Genomic DNA, 25,528 nt, shown 5'->3' with positions numbered 1-25,528 from the left:
AAAGTGTACCTTAGAATTGTAGTTACCAAGAACTAAATAGATTATAATTTTGCACTTTGTTGCTTGGTAGCAATTTTTAATAATTCTTCAAGATAATCTCTTTTATTAGACAATCTCGGCACTTTATGTTGTCCACCTAATTTCTGCTTTTGCTTTAGCCAATTGTAAAATAATCCTTGTTCTGCAACATGAATTTTAGGCAAAGCCAACGTCATATTATGATACCGTTTTGCTTCGTAATCAGAATTTATCGATTTTAAAGCATTGTCTAATAGTTCAGTAAAATATTCTAAATTTTTTGGTGCTCTTTTAAACTCAATCAACCATTCATGTCCGCCACTAGATTTTCCTTCCATAAAAATAGGAGCAACGGTATAATCTGTAATGGTTGCCTTTGTTTTTTTACAGGCTAATTTTAAAGCGTCTTCTGCGTTTTCAATAATCAATTCTTCACCAAAAACATTGATAAAATGCTTGGTTCTTCCTGTAATTTTTATGCGATGCGGATTTGTAGATGTAAACTTTACAGTATCGCCAATTAAATAGCGCCACAAACCGCCATTTGTAGTAATTACCATGGCGTAGTTTACGTTCTTTTTTACTTTTGATAACGGAATAGCGGTTGAGTTTTCGCCTTCATAAGCATCCATCGGAATAAATTCATAAAAGATTCCGTAATCTAACATTAACAACAATTCTAGCGAATTATTTCTGTCTTGTAATCCGAAAAAACCTTCTGAAGCATTATAGGTTTCGTAGTATTTAAAATCGGCCTTCGGAATCAGTTTTTTGTATTGTTCTCTGTATGGATTAAAATTTACACCGCCATGAAAATACACTTCTAAATTTGGCCAAACTTCTAAAATAGTGTCTTTTCCTGTTTTTTCTAACACACGATTTAACAATAATAACATCCAACTTGGAACACCAACTAAACTTGTAATATCTTCGTGAATCGTTTCATTAATTATCGCTTCCATTTTGGTTTCCCATTCGCTCATTAATGCTGTTTCTTGACTCGGAGCAGAACTGAAATCAGCCCAAAAAGGAAGATTTTCTGTGATAATTGCAGACAAATCTCCGAAATACGAATTGTTGTCTTCATAAATAGCAGAACTTCCGCCAAGCTTTAATCCTTTTCCTGTAAACAATTGCGTGTCTTCATTATTGTTGATGTACAAACACAACATGTCTTTTCCGGCTTTTAAATGACAATATTCCAACGCTTCATCACTCACAGGAATAAATTTACTTTTAGCATTTGTTGTTCCGCTAGATTTTGCAAACCATTTTATTGGAGTTGGCCAAAAAAGGTTTTGCTCTCCTCTTCTACAACGTTCAATTAAAGGTTCAATACTTTCATATTTCTGAATCGGAACGGCGTTTGTGAAATCGGTATAATCTCTAATGGATGAAAAATAATGCGCTTTACCAAATTCTGTATTTTTTGCTGTATTCAATAATCTAAATAACAATTCGTCTTGAACATCTAAGGGATATTTTAAAAATAGCTCCATTTGATGCTTTCGTTTCTTTAAAAACCAAGAAATAATTGAATTTACGAAAGGAAATGCCATTTGGTTAGGTTCTCTTTAATTTATGAATACAAAATTCTTAAAACTTGCTTTTTTATAGTAAGTTTGTTTGTTGCCGATTGGCATCGGAGTTAAAAATACTAAAAATAGTTGTATGCAATATCAAGGAGTCTTAAAAAAAATGCCAACCGAAAATTTAGAGATCATTCAATATTATTTAGAATTGGGTGATGACTTTTTAAATATGAATCAGTTATTGGGTAAAACCATTACAATGATTTTTGTAAAATACGAATGCTTAAATTGTCATTTAAACAAAGAAATTTACCGACAAGGATTTTGTAAAAGTTGTTTTTTTGATACTCCAACTGCTGGCGATTGGATAATGAGACCCGAATTAAGCACCGCACATTTAGGTATTGAAGACCGAGATTTAGAATACGAAAAACAAGTGCAATTAAAACCACATATTGTGTATTTGGCAAATTCTAGCAATGTAAAAGTTGGTGTTACTAGAAAACAACAAGTTCCGACACGTTGGATAGATCAAGGAGCGCACGAAGCAATTGAAATTGTAGAAGTGCCGAATCGATATTTAGCCGGAATTACAGAAGTTGCTTTAAAAGAACATGTTGCCGATAAAACCAATTGGCGCAAGATGTTGAAGAATGATATTGAAGATGAAAATTTAGTAGAATGGAGAAATAAATTAGCCCAATACATTCCGGAAGAAGCCGCAGCATATTTTATAGAAAATAACACCGAAACCAATCTAAATTTTCCGGTGGATAAATATCCACTAAAACCAAAAAGTTTGAACTTGGTAAAACAACATTCTTATACAGGAACGTTAGTGGGCATAAAAGGACAGTATTTAATTTTTGAAGACGAAACTGTTTTTAATGTAAGAGCAAATGAAGGTTTGGTGGTAAGTATTAATGTGTAAATGAATTAATTTTTTAATGTAACAATTGCTCAACTTTGTGACTTTGTTACTCTTTTAACTTTGTAACTGAAAAATGAAAAATAACATCCTAAAAGTCGCATTAGCACAAATTTCACCCGTTTGGTTGAACAAAGAAAAAACACTTCAAAAGATTGAAAAATCAATTATTGATGCTGCAAAAGAAAATTGTGAGTTGATTGTTTTTGGAGAAGCATTATTGCCTGGTTATCCATTTTGGATTGCGTTGACAAACGGTGCAGAATGGGATTCGAAAATTCAAAAAGAAATTCACGCTCATTATGTTCGTAATTCTATCACGATTGAAAAAGGCGAATTAAATTCGATCTGTGAATTGGCAAAAAAGCATCAGATTTCTATTTATCTAGGGATTATGGAACGTGCAGAAAATAGAGGCGGACATAGTATTTATGCAAGTTTGGTGTATATCAATCAAGAAGGAGAAATAAAATCTGTTCATAGAAAACTACAACCAACTTTTGATGAACGTTTAACGTGGGCGCCTGGAGACGGAAATGGTTTGCAAGTACATCCATTAAAAGAATTTACTGTTGGCGGATTGAATTGTTGGGAAAATTGGATGCCATTGCCAAGAACTGCTTTATACGGTTTGGGAGAAAATTTACACATTGCAGTTTGGCCAGGAAGTGATCATAATACCAAAGATATTACACGATTTATCGCAAGAGAATCGCGTTCTTTTGTAATTTCAGTTTCTAGTTTGATGGCAAAATCAGATTTTCCAAAAGAAACGCCACATTTTGATAAGATCATAAAAGATGCGCCAGAAATTTTAGCAAACGGAGGTTCTTGTATTGCTTTTCCAAACGGAGAATGGTTGGTAGAACCAGTAATTAATAAAGAAGGTTTGATTATTGAAACATTAGATTTTAATCGTGTGTTAGAAGAACGTCAAAATTTTGATGTTGTTGGGCATTATTCGCGTCCAGATGTTACGAAACTGCATGTGAATCGTGAGCGTCAAAGTACTGTTTCTTATGATGATTTTTAAAAAATAATTCCCAAATTAAATACCCATAAACGATTGCGTATTCTAATCCAACGAACCACAAATTTTCTTTCCAAGGAAGATTTGCATAGGCTTGGTAACTTAGTATAATTACCAAACTCCAAACAATTGGAAACCGATATTTGGTGAAAACAGATAGCAATACTAAAGTTGCTAAATACCACGGATGCATGGTTGTTGTGGTAAAGTAATAAAAAGACAATCCGAATAACAACCCAGTAATGAGCTCTTTCGGACTTTTATTTTTTCTAAAAAAAGTAATAAACCCTAAAAAGACAATTGTTAAAAGCGGAATGATTTTTCCAATAACTGCAATTTCATTATAACCTCTAAACAAATATCCAATTTCTCTAAAAACATAATAGAAACTTGCATTGAATTCGAAACTTCTGAACCATAATCCAACAGAATTAAAATAATTATCAATCAATTCTGAATTGTAAAAAGGCAAGAAAAATAGGAGAGAAGTTGAAATGATAATGACATAAAATAACATCAATTTCAAAAACCCTTTTATTCTCGATTCCGCTCGAACGGACATTGTTTTGTCATCTCGAGCGGAGTCGAGAGATCTGTTCACAAACCATTGATAAAACAACGGTAAAAACAACAACGGAATTAACTTCACAGAAATAGAACACGCTAATAATACTGCAGCCCAAATCCATTTGTGATTAAAAAGCAAATACAAACTCCAAATTAAAAAGAACAATAGCACAGGTTCAAAATGGATGTTCCCTGTCAGTTCAATAATTATAAACGGATTTAAAGTGTATAAAAAGATATTGTGAATTGGCAATTTCAGTTTTTCTAAAATCTTTTTTCCAAAATACATAATTCCAATATCCGCTAAAATTAGTTGAAGTCTAAACACAATTACGGCACCTAAAATATTGTTGCCAGCAAAAAGTGCCGCGATGTAAAAATTCAATTGATTTAACGGTGGATAATTGGTGTAATTACTTCCGTTTAAAGATCCCATTCCGGCATACAGTTCTGTCGCTTGATTTACTGGGAATTCGTGTTGGTTGATAAAAGTTTCTGGTAAATACAAATACGGATTCAATCCTTCAAATAGCATTCTTCCGTCCCAAATAAAACGGTAAAAATCTTGTGACAAATTGGGAATTGAAAACAAGAAAATCAACCGAAATAAAATGGATAAACTGGTTAATAACTTCGTGTTCTCTTTTCCTTTTTTTAAAATGTAAAATGATGATGCAAAAATTGAAACATATAAAAAAAGCACCATTGAAAATTGTGACCTTTCTACATAAAATGCAAATAAAAAATAGAGGATAATTGTAAGAGTTACTGCAATGATCAACCCTGTATTTTTTCTGCTATAAACCATTATGCTTTAGAAAAAATAGATTTAAAAAACACGTAACCAAACCCTAAAAACAACATTAAATGAAAAGGGAACAAACCAAAATCGCCGCCTTGATTTCCAACTACAAAAGCGCTGTACATTCCAAATGCAAAATACAAGGCTAACAACCCCTCAAGAATTACATGAACAGAAACTTTTTTAGAAATGTATTTGTTGTTTTTCCAACTGTCTTTTAATGAATTAATATTGAATTTAGGTGTTCTAATAAAATCACTTTTCTTGCCTAGATGACCTTCTAAAACGGCTATTGAATTGTGTAAAGAAAACCCCATTGCAATTGAAAAAAATGTAAAAAATGTAACAAGATATTTTAAGAAGTTTTTAATTCCACCACCATAAATATTTTTAAACATAAACCAATAACAAACAAAAAAGATGAAAGAACTTATCACAAAGAAACTCATCAAATAAAAATAGTTTTTTAAATGTGTGTATTCATTTTTAATATACAACATGGGCACGCTTAAAACCGCAACAATGAATACGTTTAAAAACATGGTGCTGTTTAATAAATGTAAAATTCCGTGAATTTTAGTTTTAAAAGTTGCTTTTTTATTAGACAAAACGCGTTTTGCCATTTTTTGAAAATTTTCTGCGCCGCCTTTGTTCCACCTAAATTGTTGCGATCTTGCTGCGCTAATAACAACAGGCAATTCAGCCGGAGTTTCTACGTGTTCTAAATATTTGAATTTCCAGTTTTTTAGTTGCGCTCTATAGCTTAAATCTAAATCTTCGGTTAACGTATCGCCTTCCCAATTTCCAGCGTCGTAAATACATTCTTTTCGCCAAACACCAGCAGTTCCGTTAAAGTTGATGAAGTGATTTTTACTATTTCTACCAACTTGTTCTAGCGTAAAATGTGCATCCAACGCAAAAGCTTGAATTCGTGTAAGTGTAGAATAATTTCTGTTGATATGACCCCAACGTGTTTGTACAACGCCAATTTTTGAGTTTTTGAAATACGGAATGGTTTCTAGTAACCAATTTTCTTTTGGTAAAAAATCTGCATCAAAAATGGCAATGAATTGACCTTTTGCAGTTTTTAAACCTTCTTTTAATGCTCCAGCTTTGAATCCTTTTCTGTTGGTTCTTTGGATGTGTTTAATGTTGATTCCCGATTGTTGAAGTTCTTCTATTTGCTTCGATGTAAAAATAACAGATTCATCTGTAGAATCATCCAACACTTGAATTTCTAACTTCTCTTTTGGGTACTTTAATTTTACAATATTGGTTAACAAACGTTCCATTACATACAACTCATTATACACAGGAAGTTGAATGGTTACAAACGGAATTTCATCAGAATTAGAAAAATCAAATTGCTCAGCAATGTCTTCTTTATTTTGCGCTTTTAAATAATTGAAAAGCAAGTTGAGTTGTGCAATGGCATACATAAAAATGAGCACCAAAGCAATCGTATAAATCGCTATAATGATATACGCAACAACAATCATTTAAAACTATATTTAAAAATCCAACCTAATATTTTAATTCCCGCCATCACACTTCCTTTTACAGTTCCAGAAACTTTAGAAACGCCAATTCTGTTTCTGTATTTCATCGGAATTTCTACGTAAGTCAGTTTTTGTTTCAATGCTTTTAATTGCATTTCAACGGTCCAGCCGTAAGTCTTATCTTCCATGTTTAAGGCTACTAATTTGTCATATTTAATGGCTCTAAACGGACCTAAATCTGTAAATTTTGCTCCAAAAAAAAGGTTCATTAAAAAGGTCGCTAACCAATTCCCGAAGACTTGTTGCGGTGTCATAGAACCTGTTTCTCGTAGTCGTTTTACTCTTGCGCCAATTACAAAATCGATGTTATCATTGATAATTGGAGCAATAATTTCTGTTAATTGTTCTGGATAATCAGAATAATCGCCATCTAAAAAAACAATGATTTCTGGCTTTTTATTTGGGTCGCTGAGCGAAGTCGAAGCGATATAATCCATTCCTTTTAAACAGGCAAAACCATATCCTTTTCTAGATTCTTGTATAACCGTCGCTCCAGCATTTTTAGCATTTTCTTCAGTTTTATCTGTAGAATTGTTGCTAACCACAATAATTTCATCAACAATTGATGGAATATCATGAATGACATTTGCAATAGAATCTTGCTCGTTATAAGCGGGAATGATGACTTTTATAATTGGCATTAAAAATTTTTAAGTTTCGGCAAAAATACGATTGTTTCTTTATTATTTATCGTTAATCAACTTCATTAAATCAACATCATTTCCTAATAAAATTTCTGTCGGATTGATACGTCCATCTTCTGGTCCGTTTTCTAATTTTAAAACGCCACGTGGACAAACAGCAGAACAAATTCCGCAACCCACACAGCTAGAACGCACAATGTTTTCTCCTTTCTGCGCGTAGGCTCTCACGTCAATTCCTTGCTCACAATACGTAGAACAATTTCCGCAAGAAATACATTGTCCGCCATTTGTAGTAATTCTAAAACGTGATTTAAAACGTTGTACAAATCCTAAATATGCGGCTAACGGACAACCAAAACGACACCAAACTCGGTTTCCAAAAATGGGATAAAATCCAGTTCCGATAACGCCAGCAAACCAAGCACCAATTAAGAAACTATACGAATCTTTTATCCATTGCGAATTGATTCCTAAAAAGGATTGTGATCCTGTAAAGTAACAATACAATGTTACAGCGGTCATCACTAAAGAAAAAATTAACACTGAATGAATGATCCAGCGTTCTAATTTCCATGATTTTAACGTTTTACTAGAATGTTGTCTGTACGGATCGCCCAATGTTTCTGCCAATCCGCCACAACCACAAACCCAAGAACAATACCAACGTTTACCGAAGAAATACACCATTACAGGAACTATAACTAAGGTTAGTACAATTCCCCAAACTAAAATAAAAAGTCCGGTGGATCCGCTACTTTTTAAAGTTCCTAAATTCCATTCAAAGAAAAAATCATAATCCAAAGGGAAAGCATTTTTAAAATCATAACCAGGCATATTTAAGCTGGTCATAATTTCTGGAATTAAAAAAGCAAAGACAATTTGAAAAAATAAGACAGAAGTTGTTCTAATAATTTGATATTTATTGTGTCTGTATTTGATGTACATTCTTGTTGCCATCACCAACATAATTACAGAATATAAAAAACCGTACACAAACCATTGTGAAGCTAAACCGCCATTAAAAAATTTACTAAGCGGATCAAAAATGAATGTCCAGTTTACAATATAATCTGGCACAAAATACAACACCAAATAAAATGAAACCAAATAGACAAGTACCAACCAAGCAATCCAACCACGATTTGTACTCGATTCTAAATAAATTCCGTTGTTTTTAATTCCGGCTTTTCCTAATAAAATAGCGTTTGGTAATATAAAAAGAAGTGCACCAAAAATTGCCAAACCAAAAGTAAGCCACCAAAATAAAACCGCATTTTCTTTTACAAAACCATTGCCAGCAATTTTTGCCAATTCAAAACTTAGCGTATGTGGTTTTCCGTAAATTTTATATTGATATTGTTCTCCTTTTTTATCCCAATTTTTTTCTGAATCGTATTTTGCAATTAATGCATCATAATGATCGTTTGAAACTTTAAATGCATTTCTAACACGACTAGAAAATTCAAAGATGTTTAAATCTTCTGAAGTGACAATTGCCTTTTGTAGTTCGTCTTTTATCAGTTCATTTTTAAAGTTCTTCTCTTTGATAAAAGTATCTAATTGATCAGAATTTAATTGAAAAGAACCTGTAAAAATAGTTCCAGTAAAAATTGCCAACCCGATTAAAAAAAAGACGAATCCTGTATGTTTTATTATTTTCATAACTATTATGCGCTAAAAATTCTTTTCCAGCTTTTCTTTTTCAGTTGGATGTTTGTATTGTTTTCTTGATTGAATTTTGCTACAATTTCTGCTTCGTGTAGTTTGTAAAACTCAGGGTCAAAATTAGCATCTGCTAAATGTTCTAAGACATCATTTACAGATTTTTTTTCTGTGAGCATCTTATCAAAAAAGGCGTGTCGCATTCTTATTCCGAAGGTGTTAATTCCAATAAATTCTCCAGTATTTTTATCATAATTGATATGAATACATTTTTTACCTTTTTTATGTTCCCAATAAAAATGAGTTTCATTTTTTTTAGGTTCTGCCCAAACCCAACCATAGGTTTGATATTCGATATCAAAAAACTTTGCGGAATTAAACCAATGTCCGGGTTTGTATTCAATTCTATTTCCGCAAATTGTTTGCGCAACGGTTTCTCCCATCATTCTACCAGTGTACCAAACCGCTTCAATAGGTCTTCTTTGTCCAATTGCTTCGTGTTGTTCTGCGCAATCACCAATTGCATAAATATTTTTAATATTGGTTTCTAAAAAGCGATTTACTTTTACACCACGACCAATTTCAATATCAGAATTTTTTAGGAAATCTACATTTGGAGAAACTCCAGCGGTTAATCCAACAACAGTACATTGAATTTCTTCATTAGTTTCTGCAATAATTACGGATTTTACATTTCCGTTTTCATCAGCAATAATTTCTTTTAAATTGACTCCCAATCGCAAATCAATATGATTGTCTCTAATTTCTTTATTGATGATTTCAGATTCTTCTTTTGGCAATACATTTCCCCAAAAACTTTGTTCTCTAACTAAAAAAGTAACCGGAACATTTCTGCTGTGTAACATTTCTGCTAATTCAATTCCGATTAAACCACCGCCAACAATTACAGCACGTTTACACGTTTTATTATCGGGCGCAAATTTTTCTAAAGTTTCTAAATCTTGCTTGTGATACATTCCAAAAACGCCATTTAAATCTTGACCAGGCCAGCCAAATTTATTGGGTTTAGAACCTGTTGCAATAATGAGTTTGTCGTAATTTAATTTTTCGCCATTAGAAAATTCAAGTTCATTTACATCAGAATTTACTTTTGATACAAATCCTTTTTTAAGGTTGATGCGATTTTTTTTCCAAAACCAAGATTCGTACGGTTGCGTATGTTCGAATTTTAGATGCCCCATATACACATACATCAACGCAGTTCTAGAAAAGAAATACTCGGCTTCTGCAGAAACTATCGTGATTTCTTTGTCAGAATTTTTTCTAATATGTCTTGCGGCTGTTACGCCAGAAATTCCGTTTCCTATAATAACAATGTGCTCCATAAATTTCTTTGTTGGCTATTCTGTCGAGTTGTAAGTTACAAACTTAATATAAGATTCTAATTTATAATCAATTCAGATAAGTAAACTATTTTTAATTTCTGTTTGCTATTTATTTTATCAAAAAAACATACTTTAGAAGAATGAAAATCACGAATTTTATTTTTCTTTTAATATTGCTGCTATCTTGCGCGAAACCGCATCAACAAGAAAAAATAAACGGAATTAGTTTTGTTGCTTCAAATGCTGCAATTGACACAAAACACGTTGAACCAGTTGTGGCGATTCATGGAAATTTTGTTGCTTTAATGCCTTTTGGTTTTTTTAGAGATTTAAAAAACCCGAAAATTATATACAATTCACAAAGACAATGGTTTGGTGAAACTCGAAAAGGATTAGAACATTACGCGAAAGAGTTTAAAAAACGGAATGTAAAAATTATGATGAAACCTCAATTGTGGGTTTCTAGAGGTTTGTATACTGGTTATATTGATATGGAATCAGAAGAGAGTTGGAAAATTTTAGAAGATTCGTATGAAGATTTCATCTTAGAATTTGCAGAAATTGCTCAGCAAATCAATGCAGATATTTTATGTATCGGAACTGAATTAGAAAAATTTGTAGCGAAAAGACCTGAATACTGGAATCAATTAATTGCAAAAATTAAAAAGATTTATACAGGTAAATTAACATACGCAGCAAATTGGGACGAGTTTAAAAGAGTTCCTTTTTGGAATGATATAGATTTTATTGGAGTGGATGCTTATTTTCCGTTGAGTGATAAAAAAACACCGACGGTTTTAGATTTTGAAAACGGATGGAAACCTCATAAGGCATCGATTAAAGAAATTCAACAAAAATTTAACAAGCCAATTTTATTTACAGAATTTGGTTATAGAAGCATCGATTTTAACGGAAAAAAACCTTGGGAATCGAATAGAGTAGAAGGAAGTGTGAATTTTGAAGCTCAAAAAAATGCCACACAAGCAATTTACAATCAGTTTTGGAAAGAAGATTGGTTTGCTGGCGGATTTATCTGGAAATGGTATCATAATCATGAAGATGTTGGCGGAGAAAACAACAACAGATTTACTCCGCAAAACAAACCAACAGAAGCTTTGTTAAAAAAATTATTTGAAATTAAATAAAACTTAAAAAAACCAAAACATGATAAATGTTATAATTTACAAGATATCAATAACTTAAATTTGTTTTTATCCTAAATTATTTATCATGAAAAAAGTTATTGTACCAATAGATTTTTCTGAACATTCTGAATATGCTTTAAAAGCTGCAGCACTTTTAGCAAAAAGAAATACAATAGAAATTGTTGTGTTACACATGTTAGATATTAACGTATCATCGTTAAGTGAAAGTGCAAGTGACATTCAAGCGCAATCCGTTTTTTATTTAAAATTAGCAGAAAAAAATTTTAAAACCTTTTTAAAGAAAGATTATTTAGAAGGTTTAAAAGTAACCCCAATTATAAAACATTACTTGTCATTTAAAGAAATAAATGAGATTGCAGAAGAAGTAAATGCAGATTTAATTATCATGAGTTCTCATGGCGCAACCGGAATGAAAGAACTTTTTGTTGGTTCTAATACCGAAAAGGTTGTTCGGTTTTCAGATATTCCTGTTTTAATTTTAAAAGAAGAATTGTTCGATTTAAATTTTGAAGACGTGGTTTATGCGTGTGATTTTTCTGAAGAGTCAATTCCTGCTTATAAAAAAGCATTAAAATTGATGGAGTTTTTTAAAGCAGAATTGCATTTGTTGTATGTGAATACGCCAAATGACAAGTTTAAAGCTTCGTCTGAAATGCAAGATATGGCGGTTCATTTTTTAACCAAAGCAAACCAAGATATTAGTAAGTTAAAAGAAATTACTTTTGAGTGTGAATCTACAATTGAAAAAGGAATTTTAAAATTTTCTAACTTAATAGGAGCAGATTTAATAGCAATTAGCACAAACGGTAGAAAAGGATTGTCTCATATCTTTAAAGGAAGCGTTGCAGAAAATGTCAGTAATCATTCTTTATTGCCCGTAATTACAATTAAAATATAAGGGATAAAAATAATTGTTGATTTTAACAACATCCGCCGCCATCATAATGAAAAGTAGAAGGAGAGAAAAAGATGTCGTCTCTTCCTAAATCTTGTAATGCTTTTGCCGTTTTATCACAAATTGCCAATGGTTGGTTTTTTAACAACGTATGCCCTAATCCGTCATCAAAATAGGCTGAATCACCATAATAGATTGCTGCTTTTCCTGTAAAAACACAAGGTCCATCTTCTGGCATTGGATCTTTAATTGCGGCAACTTCAATAGATTCTATATAAATTAATTCGTCTGTTGGGTAATTTTTTGGATCTAAAATTCTGTAGGGCTTTCTAGCTCTAATTTCTATCGTTCCAAAACCCGCATCAGTCAAAGCTTTTATATAATCAGCAATAGATAAACTTCCGCTTAAACACAAAGCACGCAAACGTTCGTTGTTTCGCAATTCATCATTCATTGGTTGCTCACAAGTAGGGTCGCTCATCACCAAACGTCCATGAGGTTTTAAAACTCGGTACATTTCTGCAATGGCTTTTTTTAAGTCGTCGGACTTAAAAATATTGAACAAACAGTTTTGAGCAGCAACATCAATCGAATTGTCTTCCACAGGTAAATTCATTGCGTCACCTCTTCGTAAATCCACAAAATCAGATTTGAACCAATCGTTTTGCTCTTCTGCAACTTTAAAATTTTTACGAGAAGCTTCTAACATTTCATCTACAACATCCAAACCAATTACACCGCCTTTTTGACGATTGAAATATGAAAATTGTAGTAATTCCATTCCGCCACCAACACCAACATATAACATTTTTGGATTGTTTGTTAAATCTCTTGCATGTACAGTAGAACCACATCCGTAATTCATCTCTTGCATGATTCTAGGAATCTTCAATCCTGGTAATTCCCAAATCGGATTTGTTGTGCAACACAAGCCTACATCTGGAGTTAAAGCTGCTTCTTTATATACGCTATGTGTTTCGTCTAAATAACTCATTTTATGTTTTGTTTGTCATTGCGAGGAAGTATGACATGGCAATCTTTTGATGAGATTCCTTCACTTCGTTCGGAATGGCGTTATATTTTTTTGATTAATTCTTTAAATAATACAATCATTTTAGGCTCTGCTTTACCTGCAATTGCAATGATTTCAGAAATATCTACTGGTTGTAAATTTTTCGGATCACATTCGTCTGTTAATACAGAAATTGCAGCACAAGGCAGCTCTAATTGTTTAGCGACAATCACTTCAGGAACTGTACTCATTCCAACTGCATCCGTTTCTAATATTTGCAACATTCTATATTCTGCTCTGGTTTCTAATTGCGGACCAACAACACTGGTGTAAATTCCTTCGTGCAATTGGATGTCGTTTTCTTTCGCAATTTCTTTCAATTTCTTATTCATTTTTACTGAATACGGTTCTAGCATATCCGCAAAAATATTTCCAAAATCATTGGCGCCTTTAAAAGCTAAAGGAGAACTTCCTTGCAAATTGATGTGATCTTCAATCAGCATGATATCGCCTTTTTTATAATTTAGATTGATAGCACCAGCAGCATTTGAAATCAATAAATTTTTGATTCCTAAAGCGTGCATGGTTCTGATTCCGTAGGTTACTTCCCATAAACTATAGCCTTCATAGACATGAAAACGACCAGCCATTACGATTACTTTTTTACCAGATAAGTTCCCGTAAATTAATTTTCCAGAATGAAATTCTATAGTTGCTTGAGGAAAATTTGGAATATCAACATAGGCAATTTCTTTTTCGATATCGATTTCATCAACCAGTTTTCCTAAACCTGTTCCTAATACAATTCCGATTTCTGGAGCTGTAATTCCGTTTGCTTTTAAATAATCTGTTGTTTCTTGTAGTTGTTGTTTTTTCATGTTTATGCTGAACTTGTTTCAGTATCTTTTTGTTTTATTGCTCTATTTTGTTGTACAATTTCTTGAATTTCCAAATTCTTTTTATAAAAATCTGATGTAATTAAATCTTCAAAAGTATCGATGTCGTTTAACGTTTCTATCAACCCAATAGTTTTTTTTTGTGTTTTTAATTCTGCTAAAGTTACAGTTAATAATTCTGATTGACTCCAAGGTTTATTTTCAAAAATGGATGGAATCATTTTAGACAATCCAATTAAATAATAGCCACCATCTTCAGCTGGACCAAAAACCACATCATTGTTTTCTAATTTTTCAAAAGCTGAATTAATAATATTTTTAGAAATATCAGGTAAATCAGAACCAATCAATAGGATGTTTTCATACCCTTCATCAAATCCATTTTGAAAAGCATTTTGCATTCTACTTCCTAAATCTTTTCCTTCTTGTATAAATTTTTTATCGCCTTTCCATTTTGATGAAATAATGACATCAGAAAAATAAATGTGTTTGCCAGCTGTAATATTAGTTGTTGCTTTTTCAGTAATATCTACCAATTCTGAATAAATTTTAAAAGCCCCAATAGCACCAATCGATTTAGCCAAACGTGTTTTTACTTTGCCTAAGATAATGTTCTTTACAAATACAATAAGCAAATCATTTTTTTTCCTAGTTCTTTTCTCTTGATTCTTTTTATCACTCATGAATTTAAACTTCTTACTTTTTTCGCTACTGATTACTGGTAATTGTTAACTGAAACTGATTTACGCAACAACTCCTTGGCAACTACTTCCTGCGCCAGCAGTACACCCGTAGCAATGTTGATTGATAATAATATTTCTATTTTGCAGCAATTCTTCATTGTAGTCAGCAATGTGTTTAACGTTAGAGTTTACTTTTAAATTTAACATCTGATTGAAATCACAATCGTATAAAAATCCGTCCCAACTGATAGAAATGGTATTGGTACACATAACGTTTTCAACTGCTAACGGATTGTAAGCTTCAACCAAAGCAAACATATATTCTTCATAATTTTCTGAGGCAATTAAATAATCTAAAAACCTACTTATTGGTAAATTGGTAATCGCAAATAAACTGTGAAAATCAATATTAAAATCGTCTTTTAATGCTTTCTTAAAATCGTTTTCTAATGCTTGTTGATCTCCTGGTAAAAATGCGCCTGACGGATTGTACACCAAATCTAATTTTAATTCAGAACCCTCAATTCCATAACCAACTTTATTCAGCATTTGCAATGTTTTGATTGATTTGTCAAAAACGCCATCACCACGTTGTTTATCCGTTTTTCCTTGCGTATAATGTGGCATCGAAGAAATTACATGTACGTTGTGTTTTTTAAAAAAATTAGGTAAATCGTGGTATTTTTTATTGGCTAAAATAATGGTTAAATTAGATCGGACAATAAAATCTTTAATTCCTGCTTTACTTGCTTCTTCAACAAACCATCTAAAATTCGGATTCATTTCCGGAGCGCCGCCAGTTAAATCCAACGTATGTGCATCGGTTTTTTTGATGACTTCCAAACATTGATTCATCGTTTCAATCGTCATAATTTCTTTTCGGTCTGGACCAGCATCAACATGGCAGTGTGAGCAAACTTGGTTGCACATATAGCCTAAATTAATCTGTAAAATTTCTAATTTCTTTGGACGTAACGGGAACTGATTTGTTTCCTTAATTTTATTTGCAAACGTAGGTAATTCACCATCAGCAAAAACTCCGTTTGATAGAATTTCTAATTGACGCTCTGTATTTGCTAAATCGTTATTTCTTGCTTGAAGAGATTTTTTCATTTAATTACGAATGTAGAATTATGAATTACGAATAGGAGTACAAAACTCATAATTCGTAATTTAAAATTCATAATTTATTTACATCTCAAGTTTATTTACTTTATTCATCATTTGAACTCCATGAACCAACGTTGCGCCACTTTTTATTGCCGCTCCAACATGAACAGCTTCCATCATTTCTTCTTTAGTAATTCCGCGTTGTAAACCATCTTTTGTGTACGCATCAATACAATACGGACATTGTTCTGTATGTGCAACAGCCAATGCAATCAATGATTTTTCTCTTGCAGTTAACGCGCCCTCTTCAAACACTTTTCCGTAGTAATCAAAGAATTTTTCACCAAGTTCTTCGCTCCATTCTGTTATATTTCCAAATTTTCTTAAATCAGCCGGGTCGTAATATGTTTTCATAAAATAGTATTTGTGATTTTTTGTCGTAAAAAAAAGTAATTGTATACAAAGTTACTCGGTAATTTCTTCTCCGGGTTTTAAATTGAATTTTTTTCGAAACCAAAATACAATTATATAAAGAATTGGAGTGTCTAAAGCGGCAATGCAAATTTTAAAAAGAACACCTCCAATTAATAAACCCCAAAACTTGTCCCATGCAATAATGTTAAAAGAGCAAAGTAATGTTAAAACGGTAAAAGTATCTATAAACTGAGATGTAAATGTTGAAAAATTATTTCGCAACCAAAGATGTTTTCCTTTGGTAAATTTTTTCCAAAAATGATACACTCTAATATCAATAAATTGAGCAAATAAATAAGCCATCATCGACGCAAATACAGCTAACGGTGCAGCGCCAAAAACATTTAAAAAAGTTTCATCATTTACTTGCGACCAAGTAGTTGCGGGAACTTGTTTGGACACAAAAATAATTAATAACGAAAAAAAGGAAGCGAATATCCCGGCGATTACAACTTGATTTGCTTTTTTCTTCCCATACACTTCGGATAAAATATCAGTAATTAAAAAAGTAATTGGATAAGGTAATAAGCCAACTGATAATTCAAATAATTTAACATCAAAAATAGTAATATCAAAAGGATACCAATAAAAGAATTTTTGAAATATTAAATTAGACGTAACTAACGAAGCAATAAATAATGCCGCTAAAATCAAATAAATTAATTGCGCAGAAGATTTTTGTTGTTTGGTCATAGAACGAAAGTAAGAATTTAGTTTGATTTTAAAAATTTGTATGTTTGCAGAATCAAATAAAGAATAAAAAAGAAGCACATGAAGGCATATATTTTTCCAGGTCAAGGAGCACAATTCTCAGGAATGGGATTAGATTTATACGAAAAGTCAACCATAGCACAAGAGTTATTTGAACAAGCAAATAAAATTTTAGGTTTTGCAATTACAGACATTATGTTTGAAGGAACAGCAGAACAATTAAAAGAAACGAAAGTTACACAGCCTGCTATTTTTTTACATTCCGTAATTTTAGCAAAAGTAATGGGAGATTCTTTTCAACCAGAAATGGTTGCAGGACATTCTTTAGGAGAATTATCAGCATTGGTTGCAAATGGTGTTCTGTCTTTTGAAGACGGATTAACATTGGTTTCTAAGCGAGCTTTAGCAATGCAAAAAGCGTGTGAAATACAACCATCAACAATGGCAGCAGTTTTAGGATTAGATGATAACGTGGTTGAAGAAGTTTGTGCAGCAATCGATGGAGTTGTAGTTGCCGCAAACTATAATTGTCCTGGACAATTGGTAATTTCTGGAGAGGTTTCTGCAGTAGAAAAAGCTTGTGAAGTTTTAACAGAAAAAGGAGCAAGAAGAGCTTTGTTGTTGCCGGTTGGAGGTGCATTCCATTCGCCAATGATGGAGCCAGCAAGGGAAGAATTAGCGGCTGCAATTGAAGCAACAATTTTTAGTGAACCAACGTGTCCTGTGTATCAAAATGTTACTGCAAGTGCAGTTACAAGTCCAGATGAAATTAAGAAAAATTTAATGTTGCAATTAACAGCACCAGTTCGTTGGACACAATCTGTGCAACAAATGATTGCTGACGGAGGAACAGAATTTATAGAAGTTGGTCCAGGAAAAGTATTGCAAGGATTGATGCGTAAAATTGATAGAAATGTTGCTGCAAGTGGAGCTTCAATTGGGTAAAGTAAAAGAGATGAATAAAAAAATCCCACTCAATTTGAGTGGGATTTTTTTATTGTTTATTTTGAAAGAACACAGTCTTCACAATCTTTAATTTCACCATAATACGTTTCCCTGTATTTATGAAGAGTTTCTAGAGGAATAATGTTTAAAAACATTTTTTTAATATAAGTAACTCTAGTGTGTAATCGTCCCATTTGTGGAGTAAATCTCTTTTCTAAACGGGTTTTTCTTTTAATTTGAATCAGTTTCATCTTGTCTTTTATCATTAAATTAATATGATACAAAGATATGGAGATGGATAGGTTATGTCAATTTTTAAATGTTAAAACATTAATTTTCAGTTAATTAATATTATATTGAAAATTATAATGCGTAATTTTTACGGATATGTTAAGTATATCCGTTTTTATTTAAGTATTTGCAATCTTAAAAAGGTAAATTTTAATAAAAAATGATAAAAAAAGCTAAAAATCATTCAAAAATGAGTAAAAAATGAATAAAAATGGCATTTTTTTATTAAAACCACTTTTTCTTTTTAAAATAATACAACATTCCGATTGCTATAATTGCCATAGCGCCTAACATGATAAAATAACTGTATTTATAATGTAGCTCTGGCAGTACATCAAAGTTAGTTCCGTAAATACCAGCAATAAAAGTAAGCGGAATAAACACAACAGAGAACACGGTTAAAAACTTCATAATATCATTTAATTTAGTACTAACAGTTGTGTGATATATATTTAATTGATCTGATAAAATTTCTCTATAACTATCAGAAATTTCTACTGCATGACTGATGTTGTTTTGTAACTCTTTAAAATGAATGTGATTTTTAGTACTGATATAATCAGAATCAATTTTAGTTAAACTTAAAAGCATTTCTCTAGCAGGAAGTATGTTTTTTCGTAAGTAATTTAATTCTTTTTTATGGGTGTTTATTGTTTCTATGATTGATTTATTTGGGTTCTGAAGTAACTCTTCATCTAGGTTCTCGATCTTATTTCCAAGAATACTTAAAATGTAAATATAATTATCAATAACTACATCTAGCAGTGCAAATAATAAATAATCTGGACCCGAGTTTCGTATTCTCTTCTTTTGTTTACGAAGGCGATTTCTTACCGGTTCAAAAACATCACCTGTTTTTTCTTGAAACGATAGTAATACAGATTTAGTAACAATTAAACTTAAATTTTCAAAAGAAATTAAGTTAGAGTTTTCATTTATTTGAAGCATTTTTATGGATAAAAACAAGCAATTATCGTTTTCTTGTGCTTTTGGTCTTGCATGCGTATTCATTACATCTGCTATGATAAAATGATCGAACTGAAAACCTTCAGCAATTTGTTGCATGATTGCAGTTTTGTCAATTCCGTCTACATTAAACCAAGTGGTAGATTTTTTTTCTTGGTATGCCAAGGCTTCTTCAACAGAATTAATAGGAATTTCTTCTAAGTTGTTTTTGTCATAATCGATGATTCTTAGAACGGTATTTTCTGTCTTTTTTTTACCAATAAATATTAATTCGTCAGGAGAAGCACCAATTTCCTTTTGATGTTTTTTTATAAATCTAGCCATAGAAAAATCAATTTAATCATCAAACTTTGGTTTGATAAGTGAAAGGTAATTTTTTTTATTTAAAACAACAATTATGATTGTTGTTTTAATTGCCACTTCCAAGCAGACTCTAATGCTTCATCGAGAGTTTTTTCTGTTTTCCAATTCAACTCCTTATTCGCAATTGTGGTGTCCGCAAAAGCAGCTGTGATATCGCCTTCACGTCTTCCAACAATTTTATAATTAAGTGGTTTTCCAGAAACTTTCTCGAAAGATTTGATGACTTCTAATACCGAACTTCCTTTTCCTGTACCCACATTAAAAAACTCGAAATTTGTTTTATTTTTGTTGTTGATTAGTCGTAGTAAAGCCGCAATATGTGCTTTTGCTAAATCTACTACGTGAATATAATCACGAACTGCTGTTCCGTCAATTGTTGGATAATCATCACCAAAAACAGACAATTCTTTTCTGATTCCAGCTGCTGTTTGTGTAATAAACGGAATTAAATTTTGTGGAACGCCAAGTGGTAATTCACCAATTTTTATGCTTTCGTGTCCGCCAATCGGATTAAAATATCGCAAAGCAATAGCGTTTAAATTGTATGCTTTACAGCTTTCTTTGATGATTTCTTCTCCAATTTGTTTGGTGTTTCCGTACGGAGATTCCGCTGGTTTTGTTGGTGCGTTTTCTGTAATTGGCAACTCATCGGCTTGCCCATAAACTGTACAGGAAGAGCTAAAAATAAAATTATCTAGATTTCTATTTTTCATTTCTTGTAGCAAATACACCAAAGAACCTATATTGTTTTCGTAATACTCTAAGGGTTTTTGTACGCTTTCTCCAACTGCTTTAAATGCTGCAAAATGTATAATTCCATCAATAATATTATTCTCAAAAAAAGAAGTTACATTATTTTTAATACGTAAATCTAGTTGATGAAATTCAGGTTTTATTCCTGTAATATCAGTAATGTTGTCTAAAACATTTATAGATGTATTTGATAAGTCATCAATAATTACAACGTTAAATCCAGCGTTTTGTAATTCTACAACGGTGTGAGAGCCTATAAAACCTAAACCTCCAGTTACTAATATTTTTTTCATATTTTTTATTTTAATGTCAATACGAGGAGATAGGGTGAAGCAATCAGTTTTCTAATGATGAGATTTCCACGTCATACTTCCTCGCAATGACACTTCAATTATTTTTTATCCAACAAAATCTAAAATAGTTTGTGTAATAAACTCTAATTGATCTTGTTCTAATTCGGTATGCATTGGTAATGAAATTACTGTTTGTATCAATTGATTTGTAACAGGAAAATCACTTTCATTATAACGTTCGTCTGCATATGCTTTTTGTGAATGCAACGGAACAGGATAATAAATAGCATTTGGAATGTCTTTACTTAATAAATGCTTGTGTAATTCGTTGCGTTTTCCGTTGGTGATTTGCAATGTGTACTGATGAAAAACATGTGTTGTAAAATCACTAATTTTTGGAGTGATAATATTTTTATTACTTGCAAAAGCATTCGAATAAAAAGTTGCAGCTTTTCTACGCGCATCACAATAACTATCTAATAATGGTAATTTTGTTTTTAATACTCCAGCTTGAATAGAATCTAAACGAGAATTTACACCAACAACATCATGATAATAGCGTGTGTACATTCCGTGATTTACAATTCCACGTAAAGTATGCGCTAATTCATCATCATTTGTAAAAATTGCGCCACCATCACCATAACAACCTAAGTTTTTTGAAGGAAAAAATGAAGTCGTTCCAACATTTCCAATTGTTCCGGCTTTCTTTTTTGTTCCGTTTGCAAAGGTGTAATCTGCACCAATTGCTTGTGCATTATCTTCAATTACAAACAAATTATGTTCTTTCGCAACTTCTAGTATAGCTTCCATATTTGCACATTGTCCAAATAAATGAACAGGAACAATGGCTTTTGTTTTTGGTGTTATTGCTTTTTTCAAAGCATCAATATTCATATTAAAAGTATCCGCTTCAACATCAACCAAAACAGGCGTTAATTTTAACAATGCAATCACTTCTACGGTTGCCGCAAATGTAAAATCTGCAGTAATCACTTCATCGCCTTGTTCTAAACCTAAACCCATCATTGCAATTTGCAATGCATCGGTTCCGTTTGCACACGGAATTACATGTTTTACGCCTAAATATTTTTCTAAATCTGCCTGAAAATCATGGACTAAAGGGCCATTTATATAGGACGATGAATTTAATACTTCTTGGATCGAAGCATCAACTGTATCTTTTATTTTAGCATATTGACTTTGTAAGTCAACCATTTGAATTTTTTTCATCTAATTTGTTTTACAACGAGTAACAAAAGTACAAAATTCTGCTTGTTAAAAGTAGTTTCTTTTTTGATTGATTTTTCTACTATCTTTGAGGAAATTCTAATTTAATTTCATGAAAACTTTCAAAAAAATTCTAAAAGTATTTGCCGTATTAGTTGTTTTATTTTTTGTTGGACTTTGGTTGTTTACAAGAACTTTATACCCAACATATGATGGAGAATTAGAGTTGGCAAATATTTTTGATGAAGTTACTGTGTATTATGATGAAGTTGGCGTTCCGCATATCAATGCGCAAAATCAAAAAGATGCTTTTACTGCTTTAGGTTATGTGCATGCGCAAGATAGATTGTGGCAAATGGAATTAATTAGAAGAATTGCCGCAGGAAGATTGGCAGAAATTTTTGGAAAAGAATTGCTAAAAACAGACAAGTTTTTTTCTGGATTAGGAATTGAAGAAGCATCTGCAAAAACGATAAAAAACTTAGACACAAATTCTGAAGCCTACAAATTAACGATGGCGTATTTAGACGGAATTAATCAGTTTATGGAAAACGGGCCAACGCCAATAGAGTTTTTATTAGTTGGCGTTGATAAAGAAAAATATACGCTAAAAGATGTGTATAATGTGTTTGGTTATATGGCGTTTAGCTTTGCTGCTGCTCATAAAACAGATCCGATGTTAAACGAAGTAAAAGAAAAATTAGGAGCAGCTTATTTTAATGAAATTAGTTTGTCGAATATTAAAAATACGGAGATCATTCAAAATGAAAAGAAACCAATTTTAATGGCAAGTGTTGCTACCGCAATGCAAGATTTGTATAAAAATTTACCATTATCACCATTTATTGGAAGTAATTCTTGGGTAATTGGAGCAGATAAAACTAAAAACGGACGCGTAATTTTTGCAAACGATCCTCATATTGGATTTGCGCAACCTTCGGTTTGGTATCAATCTCATATTAAAACTCCAGATTACGAAATGTATGGTTTTAATTTAGCGCTTTCTCCGTTTTCATTAATCGGACATAACAGAGAATATGCGTACGGAATGACCATGTTTGAGAATGATGATGTCGATTTTTATTTCGAAAAAGAAAATCCAAATAATCCGAATGAATACATAACAGAAAACGGTTATAAAACCTATGATGTTATAGAAAAAAGAATCAAAGTAAAAGACGAAGAAGATGCTGTGTATCAAATTAGAGTGAGTCAACACGGACCAATTATGAATGATTTAATTGAGCATATTGATGAAGAAAGACCCATGGCAATGCAATGGATTTATACCAAATTAAACAATGAGTTATTAGAAGTTGGTTACGATTTATCGCATTCTAATTCGTTAGCAGAATTTAAAAACGCAGCGGCCAAATTACATGCGCCAGGATTAAATATGATGTATGGAGATGCTAAAAATAACATCGCTTGGTTTGCAGCTGGAAAACTATATAAATACAGAGAAGGCATCAATACAAAAACCATTTTAGATGGCGCTTCTGGTAAAGATGAAATCTTAGAATATTTTGATTTTGAGGAAAATCCAATGTCTATAAATCCGAGTTTAAATTATGTGTATTCTGCAAACAATCAACCAGATTCTATAAAAGGAGGTTTGTATCCAGGATATTATTTGCCAGAAGATAGAGCCAAAAGAATTGTTGCTTTATTAGAAGCTAAAAATGATTTTACAAAAGAAGATGTAGCTAAAATGATCTACGATGTAACTTCTGCAAGTGTTTCAGACAATATTACAACTTTAGCAACTGGAATCGATAAAAAGAACTTATCACCAAGCGAAAAATTAAGTTTAGATTATTTGGAAAAATGGAATGGTTTCTACGGACAAAAAGAAATTGCACCAACCATTTACAACCGATTTATTTATGAAGTTTTGGTTGCAACATATCAAGATGAAATGGGTAAAAGTTTCCATCAATTTATAAATACGCCGTTTCAAGATAAAGCATTTGCAGAGCAAATTGTACGAGAAGAATCTGTTTGGTGGGACAATATTAAAACTATAAATAAAAAGGAAACGAGAACAGATATTATTACCAGTTCGTATAAAAAAGCCATTGCGTTTTTAGGAAATCAATTGGGAGAAAACGTACAAGATTGGACTTGGGATCGAGTTATTTCTGTAGAATATGAACACGCTTTAGGTAAAGTTGCTGCATTGCGTAACTATTTTAATGTTGGACCTTTTAAAACTGGTGGAGGAAACGAAGTGATAAACAATCAAATTTTTAATTTAGATAGCACAGGCGTTTATAAAATTAAAGCTGGGCCTTCTACACGTAGAATTGTCGATTTTTCTGATGTTGAAAATAGTTTGGGAATTTTACCAACCGGACAATCTGGAAATGTTTTTAGCGATCATTACGATGATCAAGCGCAAAAATATATTGATGGCGAATTTGTAAAAATGAAACTGAATCAAAAAGAAATTGAAGCTTCTGAAAATGTGTTGATTTTTAAGCCTAAAGAATAGAAGTCATTTTAAAACCATTTAATGTTATTTCTAATAGAATAGACAGAATAAACGGTAAGAGCAATTATCATTATCATATATAATATCGAGACTACAAAAGAAAGCTTTTTATTAGTCTGACTAAGTTTGTTGAATTTTTTCAACACATCTATATATTGCTTTTTTCTTGAGTAAAAGTAATGGTTTAAAAATAATATTATTGTCATAACTATAAATCCAGGAGTTTTACTTTCTCCAATGATTAAGTTTTTGTTGTCTAAAATTTGAAACCGATAAAAATCAAAAATAAATAAAAGTGTGAAAAACTGATATGTAGAAACACCTATAATAGTTGAGAAAATAGGATAATCTTTGTTTTTGTATAGTTTGGTTACCAACCAAAAATTCACGCTAAAAAAAATGTTAAATATTTTCATTTTAAACCTCCTTATAAACTTCTTCAAACGGAATTCTAAAACGTTCTCCGTACACACCTTTTTCGGTTCTAATTCCGCAAGAAACAATCATGTTTATTTCTGCGCCAAAAGGCAAACCCAAAGCACGTTTTACACGCCACGTATCAGAACCTTCCATTGGGCACGTATCATAATTAATTGCCGCCATACTTGTCATAAAATTTTGCGCAGCCAAACCAGCAGATTTGTGTGCTACAACACGCATGTCTTTTTGACGAACTTCTCTATAAATGGGTCTAAAAAGTCCTGTTATTAAAATGATTAAATATTTGATCCAACCTAAAATTCCGAAAAAATCTACGTATGCAAACGGAATGATTTTTCCGTAATAATTTCGAGCTACTTTTTCTCTACTACGTTGTTCAGACTTCGGATTGTTTTCGCCAAAAACAGCATCCATATATTTTAAATTTGCTTTTGCGCGTTGTTTCCATAAATCTTTTCTGACTACAAAAACAACTAATTGTTGTGCGGTTGTTGCTGCATTTTGATTGAAACAAAAAGGCGCAATTTTGGCAATCATGTTTTTTGATGTAATGTGATAAAACTCCCACAATTGCATATTGCTGCTATTTGGAGCAAGACTTGCTTGCTCAATACATTTTTTTACTAGAGAAGTGTCTAATGGTTTTTCTGCGTCAAATATTCTTACAGAACGCCTGTATTGTATCGCTTCTGAAACTGTTTTTTCGTTGGTCATATT

At 31.9% G+C, this 25,528-nt stretch carries 23 protein-coding genes; 6 read left to right on the top strand and 17 right to left on the bottom strand.

Features of this window, described 5'->3' with window-relative positions:
• Positions 1–41 precede the first annotated feature (41 nt).
• Entirely contained in the window at positions 42–1,577 is a 1,536-nt protein-coding gene (locus ACEWL1_RS01355; RefSeq protein WP_409231488.1) for a GH3 auxin-responsive promoter family protein, read from the bottom strand.
• Between the two features lie 112 nt (positions 1,578–1,689).
• Here ACEWL1_RS01355 and ACEWL1_RS01350 point away from each other — a divergent pair, with 112 nt between their 5' ends.
• Together ACEWL1_RS01350 and ACEWL1_RS01345 are read left to right on the top strand one after the other, a co-directional pair.
• Positions 1,690–2,481 carry a DUF2797 domain-containing protein gene (locus ACEWL1_RS01350; RefSeq protein ID WP_409231487.1) on the top strand — a complete coding sequence of 264 codons (792 nt, stop codon included), beginning with the start codon at positions 1,690–1,692 and terminating at the stop codon, positions 2,479–2,481.
• Positions 2,482–2,554: 73 nt separating this feature from the next.
• On the top strand, positions 2,555–3,511 hold the full coding sequence (locus tag ACEWL1_RS01345) for a carbon-nitrogen hydrolase family protein (RefSeq protein WP_409231486.1): 957 nt from the start codon (positions 2,555–2,557) through the stop codon (positions 3,509–3,511).
• Here ACEWL1_RS01345 and ACEWL1_RS01340 read toward each other — a convergent pair.
• From ACEWL1_RS01340 to ACEWL1_RS01320, 5 genes are all read right to left on the bottom strand, one after another.
• Complete coding sequence (locus ACEWL1_RS01340; protein ID WP_409231485.1) at positions 3,453–4,781, bottom strand: mannosyltransferase; 1,329 nt, start codon at positions 4,779–4,781, stop codon at positions 3,453–3,455. The genes ACEWL1_RS01345 and ACEWL1_RS01340 overlap by 59 nt on opposite strands.
• A gap of 101 nt (positions 4,782–4,882) precedes the next feature.
• Positions 4,883–6,376, bottom strand: coding sequence for a cellulose synthase family protein (locus ACEWL1_RS01335; protein ID WP_409231484.1), 1,494 nt, complete (start codon positions 6,374–6,376; stop codon positions 4,883–4,885).
• On the bottom strand, positions 6,373–7,077 hold the full coding sequence (locus tag ACEWL1_RS01330; protein WP_409231483.1) for a glycosyltransferase family 2 protein: 705 nt from the start codon (positions 7,075–7,077) through the stop codon (positions 6,373–6,375). The genes ACEWL1_RS01335 and ACEWL1_RS01330 overlap by 4 nt, the downstream gene beginning before the upstream one ends.
• 42 nt (positions 7,078–7,119) lie before the next feature.
• Complete coding sequence (locus ACEWL1_RS01325) at positions 7,120–8,742, bottom strand: 4Fe-4S binding protein (protein ID WP_409231482.1); 1,623 nt, start codon at positions 8,740–8,742, stop codon at positions 7,120–7,122.
• Positions 8,743–8,747: 5 nt separating this feature from the next.
• On the bottom strand, positions 8,748–10,088 hold the full coding sequence (locus ACEWL1_RS01320; RefSeq protein WP_409231481.1) for an NAD(P)/FAD-dependent oxidoreductase: 1,341 nt from the start codon (positions 10,086–10,088) through the stop codon (positions 8,748–8,750).
• Between the two features lie 140 nt (positions 10,089–10,228).
• On the opposite strand from ACEWL1_RS01320, the gene ACEWL1_RS01315 reads away from it, so the two are divergent.
• Complete coding sequence (locus tag ACEWL1_RS01315; protein ID WP_409231480.1) at positions 10,229–11,233, top strand: glycoside hydrolase family 113; 1,005 nt, start codon at positions 10,229–10,231, stop codon at positions 11,231–11,233.
• Positions 11,234–11,318: 85 nt separating this feature from the next.
• A complete protein-coding gene (locus tag ACEWL1_RS01310; RefSeq protein WP_409231479.1) occupies positions 11,319–12,152 on the top strand; it encodes a universal stress protein in 834 nt (277 codons plus the stop codon).
• Positions 12,153–12,174: 22 nt separating this feature from the next.
• Here the strand turns inward: ACEWL1_RS01310 and arsM are convergent, their stop codons facing one another.
• The 6 genes from arsM to ACEWL1_RS01280 all read right to left on the bottom strand — a co-directional run bounded on the left by arsM (position 12,175) and on the right by ACEWL1_RS01280 (position 17,017).
• On the bottom strand, positions 12,175–13,143 hold the full coding sequence (arsM, locus tag ACEWL1_RS01305) for an arsenosugar biosynthesis arsenite methyltransferase ArsM (RefSeq protein ID WP_409231478.1): 969 nt from the start codon (positions 13,141–13,143) through the stop codon (positions 12,175–12,177).
• A gap of 80 nt (positions 13,144–13,223) precedes the next feature.
• Complete coding sequence (locus ACEWL1_RS01300) at positions 13,224–14,039, bottom strand: purine-nucleoside phosphorylase (RefSeq protein ID WP_409231477.1); 816 nt, start codon at positions 14,037–14,039, stop codon at positions 13,224–13,226.
• A 2-nt stretch (positions 14,040–14,041) separates the two neighbouring features.
• Positions 14,042–14,740, bottom strand: coding sequence for a TIGR04282 family arsenosugar biosynthesis glycosyltransferase (locus tag ACEWL1_RS01295; RefSeq protein ID WP_409231476.1), 699 nt, complete (start codon positions 14,738–14,740; stop codon positions 14,042–14,044).
• Between the two features lie 60 nt (positions 14,741–14,800).
• The gene (gene arsS / locus ACEWL1_RS01290; RefSeq protein ID WP_409231475.1) at positions 14,801–15,853 is read right to left on the bottom strand and encodes an arsenosugar biosynthesis radical SAM (seleno)protein ArsS; all 1,053 of its coding nucleotides are present in this window, start codon (positions 15,851–15,853) and stop codon (positions 14,801–14,803) included.
• 78 nt (positions 15,854–15,931) lie between these two features.
• A complete protein-coding gene (locus ACEWL1_RS01285) occupies positions 15,932–16,264 on the bottom strand; it encodes an arsenosugar biosynthesis-associated peroxidase-like protein (RefSeq protein WP_409231474.1) in 333 nt (110 codons plus the stop codon).
• Between the two features lie 51 nt (positions 16,265–16,315).
• Positions 16,316–17,017, bottom strand: coding sequence for a queuosine precursor transporter (locus ACEWL1_RS01280; RefSeq protein WP_409231473.1), 702 nt, complete (start codon positions 17,015–17,017; stop codon positions 16,316–16,318).
• A gap of 78 nt (positions 17,018–17,095) precedes the next feature.
• Here ACEWL1_RS01280 and fabD point away from each other — a divergent pair, with 78 nt between their 5' ends.
• Positions 17,096–17,980 (top strand): ACP S-malonyltransferase, encoded by an 885-nt coding sequence (gene fabD, locus ACEWL1_RS01275; protein ID WP_409231472.1) that lies wholly within the window; start codon positions 17,096–17,098, stop codon positions 17,978–17,980.
• A 56-nt stretch (positions 17,981–18,036) separates the two neighbouring features.
• Here the strand turns inward: fabD and ACEWL1_RS01270 are convergent, their stop codons facing one another.
• From ACEWL1_RS01270 to ACEWL1_RS01255, 4 genes are all read right to left on the bottom strand, one after another.
• Positions 18,037–18,231 carry a hypothetical protein gene (locus ACEWL1_RS01270; RefSeq protein WP_347173724.1) on the bottom strand — a complete coding sequence of 65 codons (195 nt, stop codon included), beginning with the start codon at positions 18,229–18,231 and terminating at the stop codon, positions 18,037–18,039.
• A 265-nt stretch (positions 18,232–18,496) separates the two neighbouring features.
• Positions 18,497–19,561 (bottom strand): magnesium/cobalt transporter CorA, encoded by a 1,065-nt coding sequence (gene corA / locus ACEWL1_RS01265; protein ID WP_409231471.1) that lies wholly within the window; start codon positions 19,559–19,561, stop codon positions 18,497–18,499.
• A gap of 71 nt (positions 19,562–19,632) precedes the next feature.
• Positions 19,633–20,646, bottom strand: coding sequence for a UDP-glucose 4-epimerase GalE (galE, locus tag ACEWL1_RS01260; RefSeq protein ID WP_409231470.1), 1,014 nt, complete (start codon positions 20,644–20,646; stop codon positions 19,633–19,635).
• Between the two features lie 105 nt (positions 20,647–20,751).
• Positions 20,752–21,879: a DegT/DnrJ/EryC1/StrS family aminotransferase gene (locus ACEWL1_RS01255; RefSeq protein ID WP_409231469.1), complete on the bottom strand. Its 1,128-nt coding sequence runs from the start codon at positions 21,877–21,879 to the stop codon at positions 20,752–20,754.
• Positions 21,880–21,988: 109 nt separating this feature from the next.
• On the opposite strand from ACEWL1_RS01255, the gene ACEWL1_RS01250 reads away from it, so the two are divergent.
• Positions 21,989–24,370, top strand: coding sequence for a penicillin acylase family protein (locus ACEWL1_RS01250; RefSeq protein WP_409231468.1), 2,382 nt, complete (start codon positions 21,989–21,991; stop codon positions 24,368–24,370).
• A gap of 417 nt (positions 24,371–24,787) precedes the next feature.
• On the opposite strand, the gene ACEWL1_RS01245 is transcribed toward ACEWL1_RS01250, so the two are convergent.
• Positions 24,788–25,525, bottom strand: coding sequence for a nitroreductase family protein (locus ACEWL1_RS01245; RefSeq protein WP_409231467.1), 738 nt, complete (start codon positions 25,523–25,525; stop codon positions 24,788–24,790).
• Between the last annotated feature and the right edge of the window lie 3 nt (positions 25,526–25,528).

Origin of the sequence: Polaribacter gochangensis (genome assembly GCF_046224025.1) — a bacterium.
GTDB classification, from domain to species: Bacteria; Bacteroidota; Bacteroidia; order Flavobacteriales; family Flavobacteriaceae; genus Polaribacter; species Polaribacter gochangensis.
This window is presented reverse-complemented; position numbering and strand designations above follow the sequence as displayed.